Origin of the sequence: Flavobacterium sp. (assembly GCF_031422135.1) — a bacterium.
Lineage (GTDB): Bacteria > Bacteroidota > Bacteroidia > Flavobacteriales > Flavobacteriaceae > Flavobacterium.
Genome location: NZ_JANOQD010000086.1, coordinates 141,589 through 163,402, shown reverse-complemented (window position 1 = coordinate 163,402; position 21,814 = coordinate 141,589). Strand labels below are relative to the sequence as shown.

Below are 21,814 nucleotides of genomic sequence, written 5' to 3'. Positions count from 1 at the left end.
AATCTCTGTAGTAAGTATGGCCCAAAACCCAATAATTAACATTAAAAATCAATCTATAGGAGACAGAATAATTGGAGCATACTACAAAGATATTGATAATCTACTCAATCCATTCGAAGGAGAATATATATACTCCAATGGCGGAACTTATTTAAAAATTGTGTTACAGAAAAAGATTCTAACTAACCATGGGAACTATTATGAAGATTTAATGATTGGCGAATATGAGTACAAAGAAAACAACATTACAAAAGTGAATACGCTTAACAAACTAACTGAAAACTTACTTTATAAGCAAATGCATAGCATAAAAGGAAATAGTATCTTAAAAAAAAGCAATAAACCACCATGTCCTGATTGTGGTGTTGATGAAAAAAGGCTTAGTCTAGGTATTCTTGAAAGTCCAGCATATGGTACTATAGCCATTAGAAAAATTATTCATAATGGTCAAGATGCAATTAAAATATACATTCGTCAAACCAGTAACAACGTTATGTCATCAAGCAATACGGGAGTAGTACAAATTAATGGTACGGTTTCAACCCCTAGTTATTTAAGTATTCCTAATGGGTATTATATTTTGATAAAACAATAATTTGGTTTTAACAAGGCAAAAAGCAGTTTTAGAGTAATTTAAGACTGCTTTTTACTTGTATCCCAGCACCTTGTACTCAAAATTTTTAAAAAATGAAAAACGTATTAAAATACCTAGTTATTATTATTTCGATGACCTGCGCAGCTCAAAACCCAGTGATTAATATTAAAGATCAATTTGTTAGCGACATAATAAATGGCGCCTACTATAAAGATGTAGACAATCTTCTCAGCCCATTCCAAGGTGAATATGTGTTTTCTAATGGGGGTACTTATTTAAAAATTGTTTTACAAAAAAAGGTTCTTGCAGACAACGGGAACTATTATGAAGATTTGATGATTGGAGAATATGAGTACAAAGAAAACAATATTACTAAAGCTAATACACTCAGCAAACTTAATGGAAACTTACCTTATAAGCTTATGCATATAATACATGGAAATAGTATCTTAAAAAAAAGCAATAAACCACCATGTCCCGATTGTGGCGTTGATGAAAAAAGGCTTAGTCTTGGCATTTTAGAAGGTTCAGCATATGGTACTATAGCTATTAGAAAAATTATTCATAATGGGCAAGAGGCTATTAAAATGCACATTCGTCAGACGAGTAATAACTTAATGTCGTCTCGTAATTCAGGATTAGTTCAAATTAATGGTACGGTATCAACTCCAAGTTATTTGAGTATTCCTAATGGGTATTATATTTTGATAAAACAGTAAATAGAGCTTCTAAACAAGATAAAAAGCAGTTTTAGAGTGATTTAAAACTGCTTTTTTAATTACAATAAGCCTAACTACTGGTACAAATACGTAGTTAGTTTAAGGCAAAATTTCAATTTTAACACCAATTTTCACATTCGTAAATAATTCATCTATTTCATTATTAGTTACTGCAATACACCCCGCAGTCCAGTCTGTATACCGTTGGAATTTACCCAGAAAACCAATTCCGTTTCGTAAACCGTGAATTTTGATATCGCCACCAGCAGATTTCCCTAATGTTTTGGCATACGCCATATCTTTCTCGTTTGGATAGGAAACCCCTAAATTTTTGTAATAACCACTATTCGGGTTTTTATCGTTAATATAGTAAATACCTTCGGGTGTTTTGCTATCGCCTTCAAATTCTTTATGACCTATCGGGTTTTTACCTAACGAAATTCGATATGTTTTTAGTAATTTACCATTATTGTATGCTAAAAGTTGCCTTTTAGATTTATACACTTTGATGTGATCAATAACTGAATTTGATGGTAATTTTTTTTCGGGATAAAAATAAAAAATCAATATTCCGACTATGAAAAGTAGTAAAACGAGGAGTAAGATGGTTTTTTTAGTCATTTTTTATTTTGAATGGAAGTAAAAATACAATTTTAGACTACAATATATTAGCGTAACTTTGTAAAAAAACAATGAAAATAAATCCTAAAAACGGAATCGACCAACTTCTTTTCGGAATGAAACAAAACGATGTTGTATCAATTTATGGAAACCCTGACAAGCAATATAAAGATGACGATGATAATGTGATTTTTTTATATAATGATAAGAAACTAAGACTTACGTTCTACCAAGATGAAGCGTTTAAATTGGGTTATATGATTTCGTCGCATCCAGATTTAGAATTGTTTTCAGAAAAAATAATTGGTAAAAATATTCCAGATGTTGAAAAAATAATTACTTCAAAAGGTATAAAATCACTCGAAATTGAAAATTTTGATTCCGTTGATAATTATTTTAATGAAAGTAATTGGATGACTTTTCAGGTCGAATATAAGGAAGTTATTCGTTTTGAATTGGGTGCAATTATTAACGATAACGATGAGTTTGACTGGAAGTTTAAGTAGGCTAATTGAATTTATTTTATCAATAAATTTTAAGTCCAATAATCAATTGTAAAATTTTGGAATTGTCATAAAAAGAGACAAATTCAGGCGATGTATTTATGGTGTATTTGTTGTAAATAAAAGTTGTTCCTGCAAATAGACATAAAGTCTCATTCAGTTTATAATCAACATTAAATCCGATTCTAAAATTATTACCATTTTGATTCCCAAATCTATATTCACTATAAGTTATAACCGAATAACCAACACCAATATTAGGCATAAAGTCTATCTTGTCAGTTAAGGGTTGTTTATAGGATAAATTTATATAGAAGTTTTTCAATTTAGTTGTTTTTACATCACCAGCACGTGTAACATCTGTAACGTTATAATGTGAATAATCGATACCACCACCAAATATAAAATTTCGATATTCTAATACGTCTAGATTAAGCCCAAAGCTAAAATTACTTTTATTTGATTCTGCCAAGAAATTACTACCAAAATGAATAGGATGAAAAATTTTCATTCGAAATTCTGCATCAAACTTAGGTTGTGTTTCAATTTTTACCGAATCTATTTGTCCAAAACAAAAACTATTACTCAAAACTAAAAAAAATAAATATCTCATAATTAATAGGTTATTGTAAATTCTTCATTGTTATCTAAAATGGATATATTTTCTGAAAATTCTTGAATAACTCCATTATTAGCGAAGTCTATTAGTTTATATTTCAAAATTACAGTTTGATTTTTTAAAACATTATAAAACAAAACTTGATTGTAATATGATTCAATATTTTTAGGGTTTAGATTTACAATCGTTTCATTTTGAATACCTACAATCTTAATGTCTTGTATTGTTTTATTTAAGTTTGTATTATTCAAATTAATACGAAATTCTACTAAATCAGTTTCTTTAAAAACGCTTATTGCATTTAAATTGAGTTTGTAATTAATGAAATTCGAGTTTTTAAACAGAATTGTTTTTGTAGGATTATATTTTTCGCCAATTTCAATGCTTAAATTATTTTCAACTTTGGGTGAAGGAATTAGAAACTGAAACTCACCTTTATTATTTGTGACACCAAAAGATATCAATTCATTATATAATCCGCCACCTCCATAAATTATAGAATCATCACCTAATACATATATATTTATTATCTCATTTGGAACTGGATTTCCATTTTTATCAATCAATTTTCCAACAATTTCAAGTTTTGTTTCACCGTCATATTGTATTCCACAACTATAAAAAATAGCTAAGGTTATTGAAAGTAAAAATCGATATTTCATAAGTTTTATTTTATTAAAGAGTACAAGTAACCCATTTGGTTGCGCGATGTGTTTAAATTATTTAAATAAAATCGGATATGGTTTTGATTATTGTTTCCAAATCAGTTTTATAATCAAACCAAACTGTATTTTCGGTTCGTTTGAACCAAGTCATTTGTCGTTTTGAAAATCGACGCGTATTTTTTTTGATTTCTTCAATGGCGAATTCTAAGCTAATTTCGTTGTCAAAATACTGGAACAATTCACGATATCCAACAGTTTGTAGAGCATTTAAATCTTTATTTGGATATAATTTTTCAGCTTCTTGGAGCAATCCTTCTTGCATCATTATATCCACTCGTTGGTTGATGCGGTTGTACATAATTTCCCTTTCGGCTTCAAGAGCAATAATGATAGGGGTGAAGTTTCGGGTGTTTTTTTCTTTGTTTAAAAAACTGGAATACGGTTTTCCAGATCCAATACAAACCTCAACAAACCGCATCATTCGTTGCGGATTTTGCAATGTCTGTGGATTTTCGGATTGTATTAAACTGTAATATTTTGAATCTAAATCTTTGAGTTTTTGTTGTAAATAATTTATTCCGAATTCCTCATAATTAGATTGCACTTCTTCCCTAACTGATTTCTCTATTTCTGGAAATGTATCAAATCCTTTTAAAATAGCATCAACATAAAGTCCTGAACCGCCAACTAAAATAGCATAATCGTTGTTCTCAAATAATTCGTTGAGTTTTGCAATACCTTCTTTTTCGAAATCACCAACAGTATATTTTTCAAGAATAGATTTGTTTTGTATAAAATGATGTTTGGCTTGCGACAATTCTAAATTTGATGGTACTGCGGTGCCAATTTTCATTTCTTTGAAAAATTGTCTGCTATCGCAAGAAATTATTTCGCAATTAAAATGTTGCGCCAAAGCAATGCTCAATGCAGTTTTACCAATTGCTGTGGGGCCAATTATAGTGATTAGTTTTTTCAAAAATCTATTATCTGTTTGTATATACTAGTTATAGTCTTTTTAAAAATTGATTATTTTTAAAAATTTACTTTTCCTGATATGACTTTGTAAAATATTCTTAACATCTCGATTGTTTTGCATAGGAGTTATTATATTTTTCAATACCTCTGGATTGTTTATTTGATAGTTCAAATCGAAAAATGCAAATCCTTTATAAACACCATTTTCAATTAAAACAACACTTTTTTCGGATATTTTTCTCCCTTTATCAACAATTATCATATTTTGGTTTTCGAATGAATTTTTATTGATAAATTCTTGAACTCTAGCATTGTACTCTTCGACAGAAATAGCACCAATGCAAGCACCATCACATTCTTTTATTTTATATTGAAAGCATTCTTTTTTGGTGATATACAAGCCAGTCAGTTTTTGACATAGCTTGTAATGCGCTGTTATTCTATACATTGCATTTTTAGCTTCGGATAATGATGAAAATGAGGTAATCTCTTTTCTGCGACCGTCTGTTTTTTGAATTTTTAGGTTCAAATACCCTTTTTCATCGGGTTCGACTGATAATGCTAAATTGAATAAACTCTTGCGTTGCGCTCGATTATAAATAGGTTTATTGATTTTTATTTCTTCAGATTCTTTGAGCAAAGCAATCAATTCTGAACCCGTTTCTTCGTAAGTTACAGTGAATGCTTCAGCTTGAATTTTGAGAGATTTTTTGTCGGTTCCTGTAAAATGTTGGTTGATTCTTTTGCGGATATTACGACTTTTACCAATATATATTAATTTTCCGTTTGGGTTATAAATATAATAAACACCTGTTTTGGAAGGCATACTTTCCATAATATCTCGCAATTTTGGTGCGATTCCTTTTTCGACTTCGGATTTGATCAGCTCGTTCAAGATTATTTTTTCAACATCTTTGTCTAAAAGCATTTTGAATAATTTGACGGTTGCCAGTGCATCGCCAGTTGCTCGGTGTCGATCTGCCATTGGAATTCCAAGAGCACGAACTAATTTACCAAGGCTATGCGAAGGTTGTTCGGGCATCAATTTTTGTGATAATTCGACTGTACAAAGATTTCGACTATTATAATCGTAGCCCAAACGTCGAAATTCCGTGCGCAAAACCCGATAATCGAAACTAACATTATGCGCCACAAATATGCAACCGTTAGTGATTTCGATAATTCGTTTGGCAATTTCGAAGAATTTCGGTGCGCCTTTCAGCATTTCGTTATTGATACCTGTAAGTTTGACAACAAAAGGCTGAATTGGTTTTTCTGGATTGACTAAACTGATGAATTGATCCACGATTTCATGTCCATCATATTTATATATGGCGATTTCGGTAATTCCTTCTTCGTTGAATTGCCCTCCTGTGGTTTCTATGTCGAGAATTGCGTACAAATTTCAGTGTTCGGTGTTCAGTGTTCAGTTTTTTACTTCATAAATCAAAAATCGTTAATCAGCAATCTTCAATCTTCAATCAAAAAATCAATTTCTTGTTCCAAAGATACTACTTCCTATTCGAACCATAGTACTTCCACATTCAATCGCGAGTTGATAATCACCAGACATTCCCATAGAAAGAGTTGATAATTGACAATTGACAATGGATACTGATTGTGTTTTGTCAAAAATAGATTTTAAATTTTGAAATTCCTTTTTAATCTGATTTTGATTTTCAGTAAATGTTGCCATACCCATTAAACCAACAATTTTGATGTTGTGCAACGATTTTAATTCGGTTGATGACAATAATCCCTCTAATTCATTTTCATTTAATCCAAATTTTGTTTCCTCTTCGGCAATATGTATTTGTAACAAACAATCAATTATCCTGTTGTGTTTTTTGGCTTGTTTATTGATTTCTTCTAGTAATTTCAAACTGTCCACTCCATGAATCAAACTCACATATTCCCCCATAAATTTGACTTTATTGGTTTGAACGTGACCAATCATATGCCACTGAATGTCTTTTGGCATTGCTTCCCATTTCTCAGTCATTTCTTGGATTTTGTTTTCCCCAAAAATGCGTTGACCCGCATTGTAGGCTTCCATCAAATCGGCAACAGGTTTGGTTTTGGAAACTGCTACTAATGTTACATTTTGTGGAAGTTGGGATTTTATTTGGAGGAGGTTGTTTTTTATTGACATTATTACTATACTTTATTTTCGTAACTATTTTTTTAAACACAGATTTAAGAAATCAATAAAATTTAAAATCCCTCTAATTTCTTAAATCTGTGTTTCTAGATGTTTTATATTTCTTTTTATTATAAAATCACAATTCATAAACCATCAATCCACTTCGAAACTTCGGTTCAATATAAGTGCTTTTTGGAGGCATAATCAAATTATTGTCTGCAAGTGCTTTTATTTCTGAAATATCACTTGGAAATAACATAAAACCCACTTCAAACTCTCCTTCATCAACCAGTTCTTTTATGGTTGCTATGGATTGTTTTCCTGGAATATATTCTATTCGTTCGTCATTGCGTAAATCTTCAATTCCAAGAATGGGTTGCAATACTTTATCATATAAAACTTGAGCATCTAGATTCTCTAGAATTTTCTCGACTGCACTTGAACTAATAGAATTACTTAGTTTATAGAATAGTGCATAAAAATTGCCATCTAAGTACATTCCAAATTCAAATTTACTTTGCGGTTTCCACAATTCTTGATCTTTTGACTTTATGATAAAATGTTCAGATAATTTCAAAATAAAGTCTTCTTTGGAATGGCCATTCAAATCCCGAATTATTCTATTGTACTCATAAATTTTCACATTACTTTCGGCAATCAAGAAACTCATAAAATAGTTTAAATTTGGGTTTTCCAAATGTTTGTATTCATCATAAAGCAATTCTGCTGAAGCTGAACGGTGATGTCCATCGGCAATATACAATTCTGGAATTTGTTCAAATTGAGATTGTAACCAAGCAATTTCTTCAGTAGTTTCTACTTTCCAAAGTGTGTGTTTTTCTTTATTGGTTGTCGAATAATTATAAATAGGTTGTTCCTTTTTCTTTTTAAAGATCCAATTATTTAGGGCTAAATTATCGGGATAGGTTATCAAAACGGGTTCGGTATTAAAACGGGTTTGATGCAAATAATCTTTGAATAATTCGACACGATATTGCAGAGTATCTTCGTGTTTTTTAATAACATTATTTTTATAATCTTCGATGGAAGTTCCTGCAACAATTCCTATAAACGATTGATTTTTTGTTTGAATTTGATATAAAAAAAATACGGGATTTTCTTCAGACATAAAAACACCATCGTTTTTAAAATCTTGGTATTTGTGTGCTACTCCTTTGAAACGCTTGTCCAAAGTGATTTTTTGGGAATGCATATACGCGGGATTGATGACGTGTAAAAACGAATAGGGATTAAAATTCAACCACGCAGCTAATTCCGCTGGCGAATAATCATCGTAGTTTCTACAAGTTACCAACCCAATTTTATCAGGCGTGGGACGTACTGCTTTGAAGGGAATTATTTTGCTCATATTTATTTAATATTCAGTGTTCAGTGCTCAGTACTCAGTTGCTGAATACTGAACACGGAATACTGATTACTTTAAAAATTGCTTTGCAATTTTCTCTGCTTTTTTACTTTCACTATAATCATAAAAACCTTGTCCCGATTTTACTCCGAGTTTTCCAGCCATAACCATATTTACCAGCAACGGACAAGGTGCGTATTTTGGGTTTTTGAATCCGTCATACATTACATTTAAAATAGACAAGCACACATCAAGACCAATAAAATCGGCTAGCTGTAACGGTCCCATCGGGTGTCCCATTCCGAGTTTCATTACTGTATCAATTTCCAAAACACCAGCAACGCCATTATATAAAGTTTCTATAGCTTCGTTAATCATAGGCATCAAAATTCGGTTGGCTACAAATCCGGGATAATCATTAACTTCAGTTGGTGTTTTTCCGAGTTTTTCGGACAATGTCATTATAATTTTGGTCACTTCATCAGAAGTTGAATACCCACGAATGATTTCGACCAATTTCATAATGGGCACAGGATTCATAAAGTGCATTCCAATAACACGTTCTGGATGTACGACTTGCGCTGCAATTTGTGTAATGGATATTGAAGAAGTATTGGTTGCTAAAATTACATTATGGTCGCAAACTTCGCTCAATTGTTTGAAAATATTTAGTTTTAAGGTTACATTTTCTGTAGCGGCTTCTACTACTAAATCACAACCTGTTACACCGTCATTAATATCGGTATAAGTAATAATATTACCAATGGTTTTGTGTTTGTCATCTTCGGTTATTGTTCCTTTTGTAACCATTCGGTCAAGGTTAGAAGCAATAGTTGCCATTCCTTTTTCGAGTGATTTTTCGGAAACATCAATTAATTTAACGGTAAAACCGCTTTGTGCAAAAGTGTGAGCAATTCCGTTGCCCATTGTTCCTGCGCCTATTACAGCTATTATTTTCATTAGTATAAATTTGTTTATTTTTTTAAGTTTCAGGTTTTAGTTTGTTAAATTGAAACTTTAAACCTGAAATAATTTTTATTTATTCTGCATACGATCAATTATCATATAAGCCACTCGCAAGGCTTCTGTGGCTTGCTCTAAAGTAACTACTGGAGTTGTATTGTTATTTATAGCATCGGCAAAAGACTCCAATTCGTCAAGTATAGCGTTATTGGACTCTACAGTTGGGTTTTCGTAATATATTTGCTTTTTTACGCCTTCTGCATTTTGTAAAATCATATCGAAATCGCCAGGAGTTTCTGGAGCATCTTTCATTTTTACTACTTCACAAATTTTATCTAAAAAATCAACAGAAATGTAGGCGTCTTTTTGAAAAAAACGAGATTTACGCATGTTTTTCATCGAAATTCTACTGGCTGTAATATTAGCAACGCAACCATCTTCAAACTCAATACGAGCATTAGCAATATCTGGGGAATCACTAATTACGGAAACACCACTTGCAGAAATATTTTTTACTTTCGATTTTACGACACTCAAAATAGCATCAATATCGTGAATCATTAAATCTAAAACTACAGGAACATCAGTGCCACGAGGATTAAACTCGGCCAAACGATGGGTTTCAATGAACATAGGATTTTCAATCTTGTCTTTTACTGCTTTAAAAGCTGGATTAAAACGCTCTACGTGACCAACTTGACCTTTAACATTGTATTCTTTGGCTAAAGCAATAATTTCTTCAGCTTCTTCGACAGTGGTGGATATGGGTTTTTCGATAAACACATGTTTGCCTGATTTTATAGCTACTCTTGCACATTTATAGTGTGAAAGTGTTGGCGTAACAATATCAATGACATCGACTGAGTGAATTAAAGTGGCAATTGTTTGAAATTGTTTATAGCCAAATTCTTTTTCTATTTTAGCTCCGTTTTCTAAATTTTCGTCATAAAAACCAACCAATTCATAGTTGGAAGATTGATTAAGTAATCGTAAATGTATTTTTCCAAGGTGTCCAGCACCTAAAACTCCAACTTTTAACATAGAAATCTATTTTAAACAAAAATAGGAATTAATTGATAACCTATTATTGATAATTGCCAATTTGTTTTCTAATTTTACAAAAAATAATTACCATTCAAATTGAAAGATACTGCCAAACATCAAGGACTTCGCAATCAACTAGTGAAACAACTTCAAGAAAAAGGAATTAAAGACAAGAATGTATTGGATGCTATTGGTAAAATTCCGCGTCATTTGTTTTTAAATTCTAGTTTTGAAGATTATGCTTATCAAGACAAAGCATTTCCGATAGATGCTGGGCAAACGATTTCGCAACCGTATACAGTTGGATTTCAAACGGAATTATTGGAAGTGAAAAAAGGCAATAAAATTTTAGAAATAGGCACTGGTTCGGGCTATCAAACAGCCGTTTTATGTACTTTAGGAGCTGTTGTGTATACTATTGAAAGACAAAATGAATTGTTTAAAAAAACATCCTTATTATTGCCGAAATTAGGCATTCGTCCGAAGCATATTTCTTTTGGCGATGGTTATAAAGGTTTGCCAAATTACGCTCCATTTGATGGAATTATAGTCACAGCTGGAGCACCAGAAATACCAAAAGCATTGATGTCACAATTGAAAATAGGAGGAAAGCTAGTCATTCCTGTTGGCGACGAAGTGCAAGTTATGACGTTAATTATTAGAAAAGGAGAAACCGAATTTGTAAAACACGAGTTTGGAGATTTTAGATTTGTTCCTTTGTTAGAAAATAAGAATTAAAACTCCTTTTTTATTCTATCCAAATCACGTTTATTGTCTCTGTCTTTGATGGTTTCTCGTTTGTCGAAGTTTTTCTTTCCTTTACAAAGTGCTATATCCAATTTTGCCATTCCTTTTTCGTTAGTAAATAACCGAAGCGGAATAATTGTAAGTCCTTTGTTTTGAACATCTTTCAAAAGCCCTTTAAGTTCCCTTTTGTTCAAGAGTAGTTTACGCTCACTTTTGGCTTTGTGATTGAACTGATTTCCAAAATGATATTCCTCAATATTAGAATTGATTACAAATAATTCATTGTTTTGAAATTCACAAAAACTTTCGGTAATACCTGCTTTTCCAAGCCGTATTGATTTGATTTCGGTTCCTGTTAAAACCATTCCAGCCGTATATCGATCAATAATTTCGTATTCGAATTTGGCTTTTTTGTTTTGTATGTTGACTGTTTTTAGCATAGGATTACAAAGGTAGCAAAAAATGAAGTTCAAGCCAAAAGCTTATTGCAGTTTGAGTAGTTTGTGAGAAACTTGATTTTCAATTATAGTTACTATATATAAATTGCCAAATTGGGTTTCGTCAATTTGAGTGTAAACTTTTTCATTAATCAATCGGTTAACTAAATCGGGAGTACTGTTGCTGTGACCAACAATAAGAACGTTTTTACCTAACGTTACTTTTTTTAAATTTTCGATATCTAAATCTTTTGGAATGTATTTTATAATTTCTAGTTTTTTTTCTATCGCAGTAGGATTAACAGTATTTGTGGTTCTAATAAAATCTTTACTATAGATGTAATCTAATTTTATTTCTGAAAAAAGATTTTTATAATTTTCGGCTCTTATTTTTCCTAAATCAGATAATTCGGGGTTTTTGGAATTATCTACTTTTTCGGCATGACGAATAAGGTAATAGTTTGTAATTTCATTTTGACTAAAACTATTTTGTGATATTATTGAAAATAGTAGTATAGTAATGATTTTCATAATACTTGTATTTTTAACCAAATATAATCATAAATTAAATATCTATTTTTCGTAGTGTGTAATTCATCAGTTTTTAATGCTTTTTAACGAATATTAAATAATTTATATAAAATTTTATTAAATTCGTATTACAACCAATAAAAACCAACAAAATGACAAAAAAAGTATTAAAAATCTCAATTTTATCTTTATTGATTTTTTCGTCTTGTAACAATGACGAGCCTATTACAGAGTCTTCGGTTATTCAAATTTTGCAAAAAGAGCCGTTATCAAAAGAACAAATTAACTCAGAAATTAAGGAGTCATTAGATTCAAATACATCTTTTAATTGGAGTTCAGAATCAAGCCTTATGATTTGGAGTGCTATAAATCAAGGACAAAGTATTGCTACCATTGGTTTTGGAAATTCAAAAAATGATTTTGATAGAAGCAAATTAACAGACAATAAAAAAATTGAAAATGAATTATTGCAACTAATTTTAAAGTATGAAAAAAAACCATTAGACAAAGTTTTGATTTCTTCAGATCCCTTTTTAAATTTAATTGATGTTGTTATTGAAAAACAAGAAACAGTAATTGCTATTCGAAACAGCAAATTCACACGATATATTGAACCAGCAGATTACAGGTATTTTCAAGAAGAAGAGCTACAAAACGAAAGATCTGCAGTCACTTCATCCGGTTGCGGATTTGATGCTGAAACGCTTGCAACAGAGGATTATGTAAATGTTTTGCCAAATAATGCAAAAGTACCATGGGCTTTTTATCAGCACAATATTCCTACAGCTTGGAATAGTAGTACTGGTAGTGGAATAACAATAGGTATTATCGATTCAGGAACTTCGTCAGAGCAAACGCTTTTGGGAAGTAACTTTAATGATGGATATTCTGCTGGAAGAACAATTCAAAAATATGGGACTTATGTTGATTCTATTTGGCCTTGGAGTTCCACTACAGACGGTGCAAATGATAAATGTGGTCATGGAACAAGTATGGCATCGGTAGCAGCAGCACCAAGAAATGATAACGGATTGCCTGTGGGCGTGGCTTATAATGCGAATTTAGTTACATATCGTGCTGCAGCAAATGTGCTTTTAGAAGGATATCACGAACATAATGGTGTTAAAAATGCTTTTACAGCATTAGGAAACAATAGTAATGTTAAAATTATATCGATGTCTATGGGATACATTTTCTCAGTTGGTAAAATTGAAGATGGAATTAAGTATGCTTACAATAGAGGAAAACTTATTTTTTGTGCAGGCGGAACATCAACCACTTTTACAACATTTGTAGGTGTTATTTTTCCAGCTTGGATGCCTGAAACTGTTGCAGTTACTGGTGTAAAAGAAGGGACAAATTTTCAAAAATGCGATGTGTGTCATACTGGTGGTAAAATAGATTTCACAATTGTAATGCAAAGAGCCGCTTCTGGAAATACAATGCCAATAAATAGTTATTATAACAATCAATCGGATTATGTAGGAGGATCATCTGTGGCAACAGCAACTACTGCTGGAATTGCTGCTTTGGTGTGGTCAAAATATCCTACTTGGACTAGAGACCAGGTTTTGACTAAGATGAAACAGTCGTCAAGTTTTTATCCTAATAAGAGTTCAGATTTTGGATATGGTAATGTTAATGCTGCTCTAGCAGTTCAATAGTTAACTTTAGTGTTATAAAAAAGGCTTTTAACAGTTATGTAAAAAGCCTTTTCTTTATTTATATTAATAATAGTATTTAATTCTTAATCAGTTGTTTATAAGCTATTTTTTGATCTTTAGTAATCAATTTAAAAATATAAATACCCGATGGTAAATCAGATATATCGATTGTTTTACTATTTATTTTGAATTTTTTTACTAATACACCCGTGTTAGCATAAATACTTACTTCTCCAAAAGACATACTGGAATCTATAGTTACCAATCCAGATGTAGGGTTTGGATACAATTGAATGAATTCTTTTTCTTCTATTAATGATTCTCTTGAAAATACTGGAGGTGCAATAATGCCACTTGTCCAATCGTACCATATAGTACCTGTAATGTTGAGAATGTTTGCTGTTTGGTTCGTTCCTAAGCCACTATTACCATTATTAAAAATAATATTGACTGCATCAACTCCAGTAAAAGTGTACTTATACCATCCACCTGTATGAGCAGTCATATTTAAACCCGGCCAAATAGCATTGGCTAAACTTCCTGTTGGTGTTGCGTTCCAAAAATATATTTTTCGGGTAGTCCAAGAGGTAGGTGATTTGAAATATACCGTAAAAGTCTTTACTGGTGTAACAGTTGTGAAATTATAGTTTTCCGTTCTTATGATTGAACTTACCCCGGTATTGTCGCTCGTAAATGCTTTTAAGGTTTTGGTGGTTGTAATTGGAATAGTTACATTACCTACAGCTGAAGTTGAACTTGTAGTTGGTGTACTTCCGTCTAAAGTGTAATAGATAGTTGGCGCTGGACTTGCATTGTCTTTTGCGCTCAAATTAACATTAACAGTAGTGTTAGCATTAAATGTACCGCCAACTGGTGTTACGGATAAACATGGAGTATTGAAATTTGTTGGTTCAGTAATCCAACTTGAAGTAGTAAAATTATACCAACCATTAGCGCTAGCTGTAAGGTCAGCGGTTTGGTTTCCATTGCCACCACTACCATTGTTGAATATTAATTTGGTGGAAGCAACTCCCGTAAAAGTAAATCGGTACCAACCATCACATTCTGGTGTCATTGCAATACCTGGCCAAGTCGAAGCTGTTAATGAACCTGCTGGTAAAGCATCCCAATAGTGTATTCTTGGACTTGTCCAAGTGGTTGGCGCTTTAAAATGTACTGTAAAACTGGGTACAGCTCCAATAGTATAGGTTTTTGAAGTAATTCCTGATTGATTACCATCAACATCAACAGCAAAAGCTTTTATAGTTTTAGTTTGTGCCACATTAATAGTGATTGATGATATGGCCGAAGCAGAAGCTAAAGTTGGTATAGTACCATCAGTAGTATAATATATTTTCGGGCTTGGATCGTTACTATCAGTAGCATTCAAAGTCACATTAATGGGAGATGGTGAAAATTCTGCACTCGAATTAAAAGTTAAAACTGGTGAAATATTTAGATTTTTCCCTACCCAAGTGTGTTGAATGGCTGTTTTGTTAATATTTCCTTTTGAATCTGTAATTTCGATATAGTAATCTACTAATTTCTCAGAAACTCCATTAATTTTTGCATAGTATTGTGTTGCAATTTTAGTAGGAAGAATAAAGAAACTAATATTAGGGTTATTCGTTACATTGTCTTTTGGAAATATTCTAGAGTTCATTGGTAAATTAATCCAATTTCCAACTTCAGACCCACCAGCATAAGTTTCATTTTGATTGCTAGTTAACGGATTAGTTCCATTTCCATCAATACGGTATTTCAAAGTAGCTGTTTGAATGCCACTGACATCATAAGCTAATGTCCATACAGTAAAGTCAGCCGTATTTAGTTTTTGTTGGTAGGCATAAGTTGGTCCAAAACCCACTTCACCTGGATTATAAGGATAACGTTGTGGTACAAAAACACTTGGTTTAGTTGTATCCACTCCTGGATTTGCATTCAAGGTTGGTTGCGCAAAACTAATCGCATTGTTGGCAGCCACTGTCGCTTTAATTTCTAAGTCCAAGGCATCACCATAGTAAGCGTTACCGCTATCTAATCCTGGCATATAAAAATGCCAAGCTTTTTCTGCTGGTGATGCTGTAGCTGTTGGGTTCACAATATCAGCAATTTGAACATTTCCTTCAAGTTGTTCAGCCATAATGCAATGATTTTCTGCTGCAATCATAACCGCTTGATTTCTGATGTCTTCTGTCCAACCATTAGCATTAAATTCGTAAGTAGGAGTAAACATAGGCCATACCCAGTTGATAAATTGAGGTGATCCCCAATCGTTTGCAGCATTTACCCAAGAACCATCTTCTACGTGAATTAAATCAGTGGCTGGTACTGGAAAATCTGATAAATATTGCTGAATAGTAGTTGGTACATAACCTGCAGCTGCAGCTTGTCCAGTAAAACCTGGAACAGCTTCGTCATAATAACTAGAGCCACCACCCCAAGCATTATCACCATCATGCGCTAATAACATTAATGAAGGTCTACTGATAGGTGAATAAGGGGCAATATTAGTTTGTAAATTACCAATTCCTTGTTGCGAATAACCATCTCTATAGCTATCTAAATCAGCCATAGGTACAATGTCTAATTTGTATTCGGTACCAGTATTTGGATCAACATATTTAGCCTTGTGAGGCGTAAAACAGTAAGGTGCAGCAAATTGTCCGCCACGACCATCAATTTGACCATTATGCCAGTTGGTTCCATTTATTGTAGATTTATCAGCCTTGTTAGGTGGATCAATGTTGCAACCATTTGTTCCAAAAACTAAAGGATAATCCGCTAAAGTTCTTGCTAAATGGCTATTGGCTACGACTGACCATTCAATACCTTCTTCAACCAACACTTTAATGTTGCGTTCAGAAAAAGCGCATTCCGCTGGCCAATATCCCTTGGAAGTTTGACTTCCAAAAGTTTGAGCAGCATAAAATTTAAAGGCCTGAATTTCTTTTTTCAAAACTTCATCGCTTAACAGAGGTGATAACGAATGATGCATTGTGAAATTTACTAAATCCATTCTGGTTTTTCCGCCGCTAGTTAACCAGCTTTTTGCAGTTATAATATTGCTAGCCCAATTGGGTTGATAGCCCCATTGTCCTGTTGTTGCTATGCTATTGATGCTTTCTAAAAGCGAACCACCATAAGTAATTTGTGCTCCGGCTTTTGGAAACTGTCTTATGGAATTAACTGCATTTTTCCCCTTAAATTGATATGCATTAACACGATCAGCCAAGCTAAATATTTCCTCCAAGTTGTTTGTAGGATGCGCTATTCCATCGCTATAGGTGTTTTGACCTGAAAGCTTTAGATCTTGTGATTCTTTTAAAAGTTGAGATCTGTTTGGATTTGACTTACTTTTATCTCCCCAATAAGTGGGCTGATGCATGTGCCACAAGTACGTTGTTTGCACTTGCGCCTTGGATTGTATTGCAAAGCCTAGCAATGCAATAATTAGATTTTTTTTCATAGTTTATTAGTTTTAAAACAAAGATTACAAAAAAAAAGCGCATATTTTTTTAATATGATAAGCTACAACCTTTTCGTGTTAATAAATTAATAATTACATTATTCGTAATTAAAAATGAAAATATAAAACTTATAAAAAATAATGAGTAAATCAGAGCAGTTCAATAGTTAATCAAAATAGTAAAAAAAAGAACCATCAAAGTCAAATTTGATGGTTATTTTTTTATACTATGACAATGTTGTATTTTTGTTTTATGAAAAATAGCGAAAATAAAGATCCACTTCACGGAATCACTTTGCAACAAATTTTAGAGAAACTAATCGAGTTTTATGGTTTTGATACGTTAGGAGAATTGATAAAAATTAAATGTTTTAACGAAAACCCTACTATAAAATCTAGCTTGACTTTTTTAAGAAAAACAGATTGGGCTCGTAAAAAAGTAGAAGAATTATATGTAAAAAGTTTGAATAAATTCTAATTCAATCGATATGAAATCATAATTCCACCTCGATACGGAATAAATTCACTACTCTTATTGTAGCCATTTGCTATATCGTAGCGAATACCAGAATCAATATCATATCCTTTATATGACGATTGAATGTTTCCGCCTCCTAGAAAAAAATCTAAGTTAATTTTGTCAGAAATTTGTTTTTGATATCCAATTGTTGCGCCAATAAAATAACTAAATCCTTTTTGATACAAATTTAAGTCTTTGTAATTCCATTTTTTTAATTTGAAAATAGCTCCACCTATATGAGCTCCAAAATACCAACCTTTGTACTTTTCTTTTATATAATACCGTACTTCAGGAGTGAATAATGCGAATCTTAATGGAGCACCATCGACAGATTTCCAGAACGAAGCAGATACATCAAACTGAAAAGTCATTTTATCTGACAAGGAAGTTTCTACACCAATATGCGGTAATAATGCAATTGCAGTAACTCCATTAATTTTGACATAGGTTTGACTGTAAGATATTGTCGATGCTAAAAAAAACAAATAAAAAAAATATTTACTCATGATACGTTTTATATTAAGTAAATATAATTATCTATTTATCATAATGTGTATTTAGCACCAAAATAAATGTTTCTACCAGCTGAATTTATTCCTGATGAAAATGTTCTATACTGCGTATCTAAAATATTTTCAATTCCTGTAAAAAGGCTTAATTCTTTGATAGGTTTTATTGCACCTTTAAGACTATAAGTTTCCCAAGATGGCATTCCATCTACAGGAGCATACTGCAGGTTATCTTCTCCGCTTGTGGAATAGTCAACCAAGTATTTTGTGCCATTATACAACATAAATAAATCTAGATTTACCCATTTGTTTTCATAATTCATTCCTACTTTTCCATAAAACGGAGGAATGTGATCTAATGGTTTTAAACCCGTTTCGGATTCTAGCCTACCTTCTGTAAAGTTATATGTTCCGTAAATGTTGAAGTTTTTTGTAATTTTTGATTTCAATGATGTTGAAAATCCAATAATATTAGCTTTACCAAGATTTTGATTGGCCACCACATTACTTAAATTACCATTAAAAACGATTTGACTTTGCCCGTTTAACTGAAATGCATTGGTCTGAATTGCGTCAAACAGTTTGGTGTAAAAAAAGGTATTTTCAACTACAAAAGTATCATTGTTAAATAATGTTGCGCTAATATCAGCCGTTACTGTTTTTTCTGGTTTCAAATTATTATTTGGAACAATAAGTAAATTTTTGCTTGCATCCGATTCAAATATTTTTGCTAAATCATCAATATTCGGGGTTCTAAATCCTGAAGATAAGTTGAAAGCGAATTTTAAATGATCCGTAGCTTTAGTTACAATTCCAGTTGCAGCACTATAGGTAATGTTTTTTTGGTCTACAGAAGAATAAGGTAATTTTAATATTGAATTATCCACTATATCACTATGCAAATTATTGAAACCTGTTCTAGCTCCAAAATTGAATGAAGTTTTTTTGCTTATGTTTCTAAAATAGGTAGCAAACACTTCACTTCTATATGTATAATTCTTTCCGTCTGGGTATCTTGTGCTAGCAGGAGTTATTGTGCCAGTTGTTATATTTTTATTATCTGCGGTTGATTTTAAATTGTCATAAAAAGCATCTATTCCATAAAGAAAATCTGCTTTTCCGATTTTTGTTTTCAAGTCAATATTCAAACCGTAAACACTTACTTTTTCAATTCTTGAAGTTTCATTTGGTTTTCCAAGATCTCGGGTGATTCTACTTTCTTCGACATTTTGATAGTTAGCCCCAATGGTTAAATCGCTATTCAAGAAAGCTTTTTCTTTATTGAACTTATAGGCAGCTAAAATTCTTTTTTGTGGGCCATAATTCCACGTTGCTGTTTTAAGTTTATTATTTGCTATATCCGTTAGTCTATCATATCTAGGAATATCTGTCGTGGTTGAAAGCTGCAAGTTCAAACTGTGCATTATAGTATTGTTAGGACTATAGATGATTTTTTGCATTGCATTGTATTGCTTATATCCAGAAAATTTTTGAACTAATGGATCAGAGTTATTTACTATTGCATCTACACCGTTTATAGTTTCTACATATTTTGGTCGTTCTCCAAACAATGGATTTCTTCCATTCTTACGACTTCCCATTTTTAAATCGTCAAAATCATTGTAAGAAAATGCAGTTAATGTTGCCCATTCATTACCAGAGAAACCGAAATCTAAATATGCAGATTTCTCTTTGTTTACTGTAGAATAACGGGTGTTAAAATTAGAACTAAATTTTTTAGTGTTTTTATTGGATAGCAGTTTAGCATTTTTGGTTTGCAAGTTTATTACACCACCCAATGCATCACTTCCGTATGCCGTGGAAGAAGATCCAAATAAAACATCTGCATTTTCTAACATATTTTCGTCTACGGTTATTACATTTTGTAGATGTCCTCCACGAAAAATAAGATTATTCATTCTAACGCCGTCTACAAGAAGTAATACACGACTAGATTCAAAACCTCTAATCACTGGGCTTCCGCCACCTTGCTGAGATTTTTGAACAGATAATGTTCCTGAATTGGATAATAAATCTGCTGTGTTTTGAAAATTTTGAAATTCAATTTGTTTTTTAGTAATGGTCTCAAATTGTTGTGAGTTACTATTTTTTGATTTGGTGTAGCGTAAGGTGTTTAACTTTATTTCTTCCAATGATTTTATGCTTGTAGTATCAGTTTGACTGTAACCATAAAATAGACATATTAACAGTAAGTACTGTAAAATTCTTTTTGTAATCATAATTGCTTGGTTCATTTTGCTTATGAACAAATTATCACAAAAATTATGCCGTTATATTATTTTTTTAATTTTTATTTAACAAAGAATAGATTGCAGAATCCAAAAATTTTCCATTAAAAAATTCATTTTCTATAAAATGGGCTTCTTTTATAAATCCATTTTTTTCTAATACCCTCGCCGAAGCCAAATTTTTAGGATCAATTATACCTTCTAAACTGTGCATTTTCATTTGGTTAAAACCATAATCTATAAGCAAATTTATAACCTCGGTTACGATACCTTTTCCTTGGTACTCAGGTAAAATCATGTATCCAATTTCTGATCTAAAATGTTCCCATTTTATCCTGTAATGTCCCACAATCCCGATTAGTTTATTATAGCCTTTTAGGGTTACTGCCCAATTGATTCCTTCGTTTGTTTCTATTTTTTCCTGAATCATTTGGATATGACCTAAAGCTTCATCAATAGTCGTTACTAATGGTCTAGGAATGTATTTCATAGTTTCGGGATTACTTCTCAAAGCAAAAACTTCATTGATATCATCATTTGTAATTTGCCTTAAAAGCAAACGTTCTGACTCTAAATTTTGAAAAGGTAAAAAGGAGAAATCGTTCATAGTTATGGTATTTGTACGGTAAATGAAGCATTAAATTGCTCCTTAATATCTAAAATTTGTATTCCTTCTTTTTCAAACAAATTCCCAGTTGAATTTAGGGAATCAGCATAACCAAACCAGGGTTCAATACATAGAAATGGAGCATTTTGATTGGTCCAAATTCCAAGATTTGGAAAATCATTAAAATTTACTTTAACACAAGGTAGGTTGTTTTCTAAAATTGTTATGGATTTTGAATTTAATTTTTTAAAAATCAAAGCATCTTTTCGGAATAAATCGTAATTTAAACCTAATTGTCTATCGAAAGTTTTAATTTCACGAGACTTTCCAGACAATAATCCTTTTTCCAATTCGAATGTCACTAAGTTTTCTTCTTTATCAAATAGTAAAGAGTGGTTTTCAAAATCAGAATTTATCGCAAAAGCTGGATGAGCTCCAATAGAAAACGGCATTTTTGTTTTTGAATTATTTTTAACCAAATAAGAGACTACTAATGTATTATTTTCTAACGAATACTTCACTTGCAATTCAAAATTAAATGGATAGTTTTGTAATGTTTCCTTATTTTCTGACAAAGAAAACACCACTAAATTTTCATTTTTCTCTATAATAACAAACTCAAAATCTCTTGCAAAACCGTGTCTTGACATTGAATATTCAATTCCATTGAATAAATAAGTGTCATTTTTAATTTGACCAACAATAGGAAAAAGAACAGGAGAGGTTTTATTCCAAAAAGCAGTATCCACAGTCCAAATATAGTTTTTAGACTCTTTAAACAATCCATTTAACTCTGCTCCAAACGAGTTTATAGTTGCTGACAATTGATTATTTTGAATTGTAACTAACATTTAATTTTCTGTAAAAG

22 protein-coding genes are annotated in these 21,814 nt (G+C 31.8%); 6 read left to right on the top strand and 16 right to left on the bottom strand.

Going from position 1 to position 21,814, the window contains the following annotated elements:
• Window positions 1–595 (top strand): DUF6705 family protein (locus RMO70_RS11635; protein ID WP_310556604.1); only part of this gene is annotated, 595 nt, incomplete at its 5' end.
• Window positions 596–687: 92 nt separating this feature from the next.
• A complete protein-coding gene (locus RMO70_RS11630; protein WP_310556603.1) occupies window positions 688–1,314 on the top strand; it encodes a DUF6705 family protein in 627 nt (208 codons plus the stop codon).
• 99 nt (window positions 1,315–1,413) lie between these two features.
• On the opposite strand, the gene RMO70_RS11625 is transcribed toward RMO70_RS11630, so the two are convergent.
• On the bottom strand, window positions 1,414–1,935 hold the full coding sequence (locus RMO70_RS11625) for a L,D-transpeptidase family protein (RefSeq protein WP_310556602.1): 522 nt from the start codon (window positions 1,933–1,935) through the stop codon (window positions 1,414–1,416).
• A 71-nt stretch (window positions 1,936–2,006) separates the two neighbouring features.
• On the opposite strand from RMO70_RS11625, the gene RMO70_RS11620 reads away from it, so the two are divergent.
• Window positions 2,007–2,441, top strand: a complete 435-nt coding sequence (locus RMO70_RS11620; protein WP_310556601.1) for a hypothetical protein — start codon at window positions 2,007–2,009, stop codon at window positions 2,439–2,441.
• A gap of 19 nt (window positions 2,442–2,460) precedes the next feature.
• Here the strand turns inward: RMO70_RS11620 and RMO70_RS11615 are convergent, their stop codons facing one another.
• The 8 genes from RMO70_RS11615 to RMO70_RS11580 all read right to left on the bottom strand — a co-directional run bounded on the left by RMO70_RS11615 (window position 2,461) and on the right by RMO70_RS11580 (window position 10,210).
• The gene (locus tag RMO70_RS11615) at window positions 2,461–3,051 is read right to left on the bottom strand and encodes a hypothetical protein (RefSeq protein ID WP_310556600.1); all 591 of its coding nucleotides are present in this window, start codon (window positions 3,049–3,051) and stop codon (window positions 2,461–2,463) included.
• 2 nt (window positions 3,052–3,053) lie between these two features.
• A complete protein-coding gene (locus RMO70_RS11610; protein WP_310556599.1) occupies window positions 3,054–3,719 on the bottom strand; it encodes a hypothetical protein in 666 nt (221 codons plus the stop codon).
• 61 nt (window positions 3,720–3,780) lie between these two features.
• Window positions 3,781–4,698: a tRNA (adenosine(37)-N6)-dimethylallyltransferase MiaA gene (gene miaA, locus RMO70_RS11605; protein WP_310556598.1), complete on the bottom strand. Its 918-nt coding sequence runs from the start codon at window positions 4,696–4,698 to the stop codon at window positions 3,781–3,783.
• Window positions 4,699–4,737: 39 nt separating this feature from the next.
• Entirely contained in the window at window positions 4,738–6,099 is a 1,362-nt protein-coding gene (locus tag RMO70_RS11600) for an exonuclease domain-containing protein (RefSeq protein WP_310556597.1), read from the bottom strand.
• A gap of 87 nt (window positions 6,100–6,186) precedes the next feature.
• Window positions 6,187–6,849 (bottom strand): YggS family pyridoxal phosphate-dependent enzyme, encoded by a 663-nt coding sequence (locus RMO70_RS11595; protein ID WP_310556596.1) that lies wholly within the window; start codon window positions 6,847–6,849, stop codon window positions 6,187–6,189.
• A gap of 127 nt (window positions 6,850–6,976) precedes the next feature.
• Window positions 6,977–8,209, bottom strand: coding sequence for a DUF1015 domain-containing protein (locus RMO70_RS11590; protein ID WP_310556595.1), 1,233 nt, complete (start codon window positions 8,207–8,209; stop codon window positions 6,977–6,979).
• Window positions 8,210–8,275: 66 nt separating this feature from the next.
• A complete protein-coding gene (locus RMO70_RS11585; RefSeq protein WP_310556594.1) occupies window positions 8,276–9,166 on the bottom strand; it encodes a 3-hydroxybutyryl-CoA dehydrogenase in 891 nt (296 codons plus the stop codon).
• A gap of 75 nt (window positions 9,167–9,241) precedes the next feature.
• Complete coding sequence (locus tag RMO70_RS11580) at window positions 9,242–10,210, bottom strand: Gfo/Idh/MocA family oxidoreductase (RefSeq protein WP_310556593.1); 969 nt, start codon at window positions 10,208–10,210, stop codon at window positions 9,242–9,244.
• A 99-nt stretch (window positions 10,211–10,309) separates the two neighbouring features.
• Here RMO70_RS11580 and RMO70_RS11575 point away from each other — a divergent pair, with 99 nt between their 5' ends.
• A complete protein-coding gene (locus tag RMO70_RS11575; protein ID WP_310556592.1) occupies window positions 10,310–10,951 on the top strand; it encodes a protein-L-isoaspartate(D-aspartate) O-methyltransferase in 642 nt (213 codons plus the stop codon).
• On the opposite strand, the gene smpB is transcribed toward RMO70_RS11575, so the two are convergent.
• The gene (gene smpB / locus RMO70_RS11570; RefSeq protein ID WP_310556591.1) at window positions 10,948–11,400 is read right to left on the bottom strand and encodes an SsrA-binding protein SmpB; all 453 of its coding nucleotides are present in this window, start codon (window positions 11,398–11,400) and stop codon (window positions 10,948–10,950) included. The two genes, RMO70_RS11575 and smpB, sit on opposite strands and share 4 nt — an antisense overlap.
• Before the next feature lie 42 nt (window positions 11,401–11,442).
• Window positions 11,443–11,928, bottom strand: coding sequence for a phosphoglycerate mutase family protein (locus RMO70_RS11565; protein WP_310556590.1), 486 nt, complete (start codon window positions 11,926–11,928; stop codon window positions 11,443–11,445).
• 152 nt (window positions 11,929–12,080) lie between these two features.
• Here RMO70_RS11565 and RMO70_RS11560 point away from each other — a divergent pair, with 152 nt between their 5' ends.
• Window positions 12,081–13,592, top strand: coding sequence for a S8 family serine peptidase (locus RMO70_RS11560; protein ID WP_310556589.1), 1,512 nt, complete (start codon window positions 12,081–12,083; stop codon window positions 13,590–13,592).
• A gap of 76 nt (window positions 13,593–13,668) precedes the next feature.
• Here RMO70_RS11560 and RMO70_RS11555 read toward each other — a convergent pair whose 3' ends face one another.
• Window positions 13,669–17,061: a starch-binding protein gene (locus RMO70_RS11555; RefSeq protein ID WP_310556588.1), complete on the bottom strand. Its 3,393-nt coding sequence runs from the start codon at window positions 17,059–17,061 to the stop codon at window positions 13,669–13,671.
• 253 nt (window positions 17,062–17,314) lie between these two features.
• Here RMO70_RS11555 and RMO70_RS11550 point away from each other — a divergent pair, with 253 nt between their 5' ends.
• Entirely contained in the window at window positions 17,315–17,539 is a 225-nt protein-coding gene (locus RMO70_RS11550) for a VF530 family protein (protein ID WP_310556587.1), read from the top strand.
• On the opposite strand, the gene RMO70_RS11545 is transcribed toward RMO70_RS11550, so the two are convergent.
• From RMO70_RS11545 to RMO70_RS11530, 4 genes are read right to left on the bottom strand one after another with little or no spacing between them, the layout of a single operon-like run.
• Window positions 17,536–18,087, bottom strand: a complete 552-nt coding sequence (locus RMO70_RS11545; RefSeq protein WP_310556586.1) for a DUF3575 domain-containing protein — start codon at window positions 18,085–18,087, stop codon at window positions 17,536–17,538. The genes RMO70_RS11550 and RMO70_RS11545 overlap by 4 nt on opposite strands.
• A gap of 38 nt (window positions 18,088–18,125) precedes the next feature.
• The gene (locus RMO70_RS11540; RefSeq protein WP_310556585.1) at window positions 18,126–20,345 is read right to left on the bottom strand and encodes a TonB-dependent receptor plug domain-containing protein; all 2,220 of its coding nucleotides are present in this window, start codon (window positions 20,343–20,345) and stop codon (window positions 18,126–18,128) included.
• 49 nt (window positions 20,346–20,394) lie between these two features.
• Window positions 20,395–20,946, bottom strand: a complete 552-nt coding sequence (locus tag RMO70_RS11535) for a GNAT family N-acetyltransferase (protein ID WP_310556584.1) — start codon at window positions 20,944–20,946, stop codon at window positions 20,395–20,397.
• Window positions 20,947–20,948: 2 nt separating this feature from the next.
• Complete coding sequence (locus RMO70_RS11530; RefSeq protein WP_310556583.1) at window positions 20,949–21,797, bottom strand: aldose 1-epimerase family protein; 849 nt, start codon at window positions 21,795–21,797, stop codon at window positions 20,949–20,951.
• Between the last annotated feature and the right edge of the window lie 17 nt (window positions 21,798–21,814).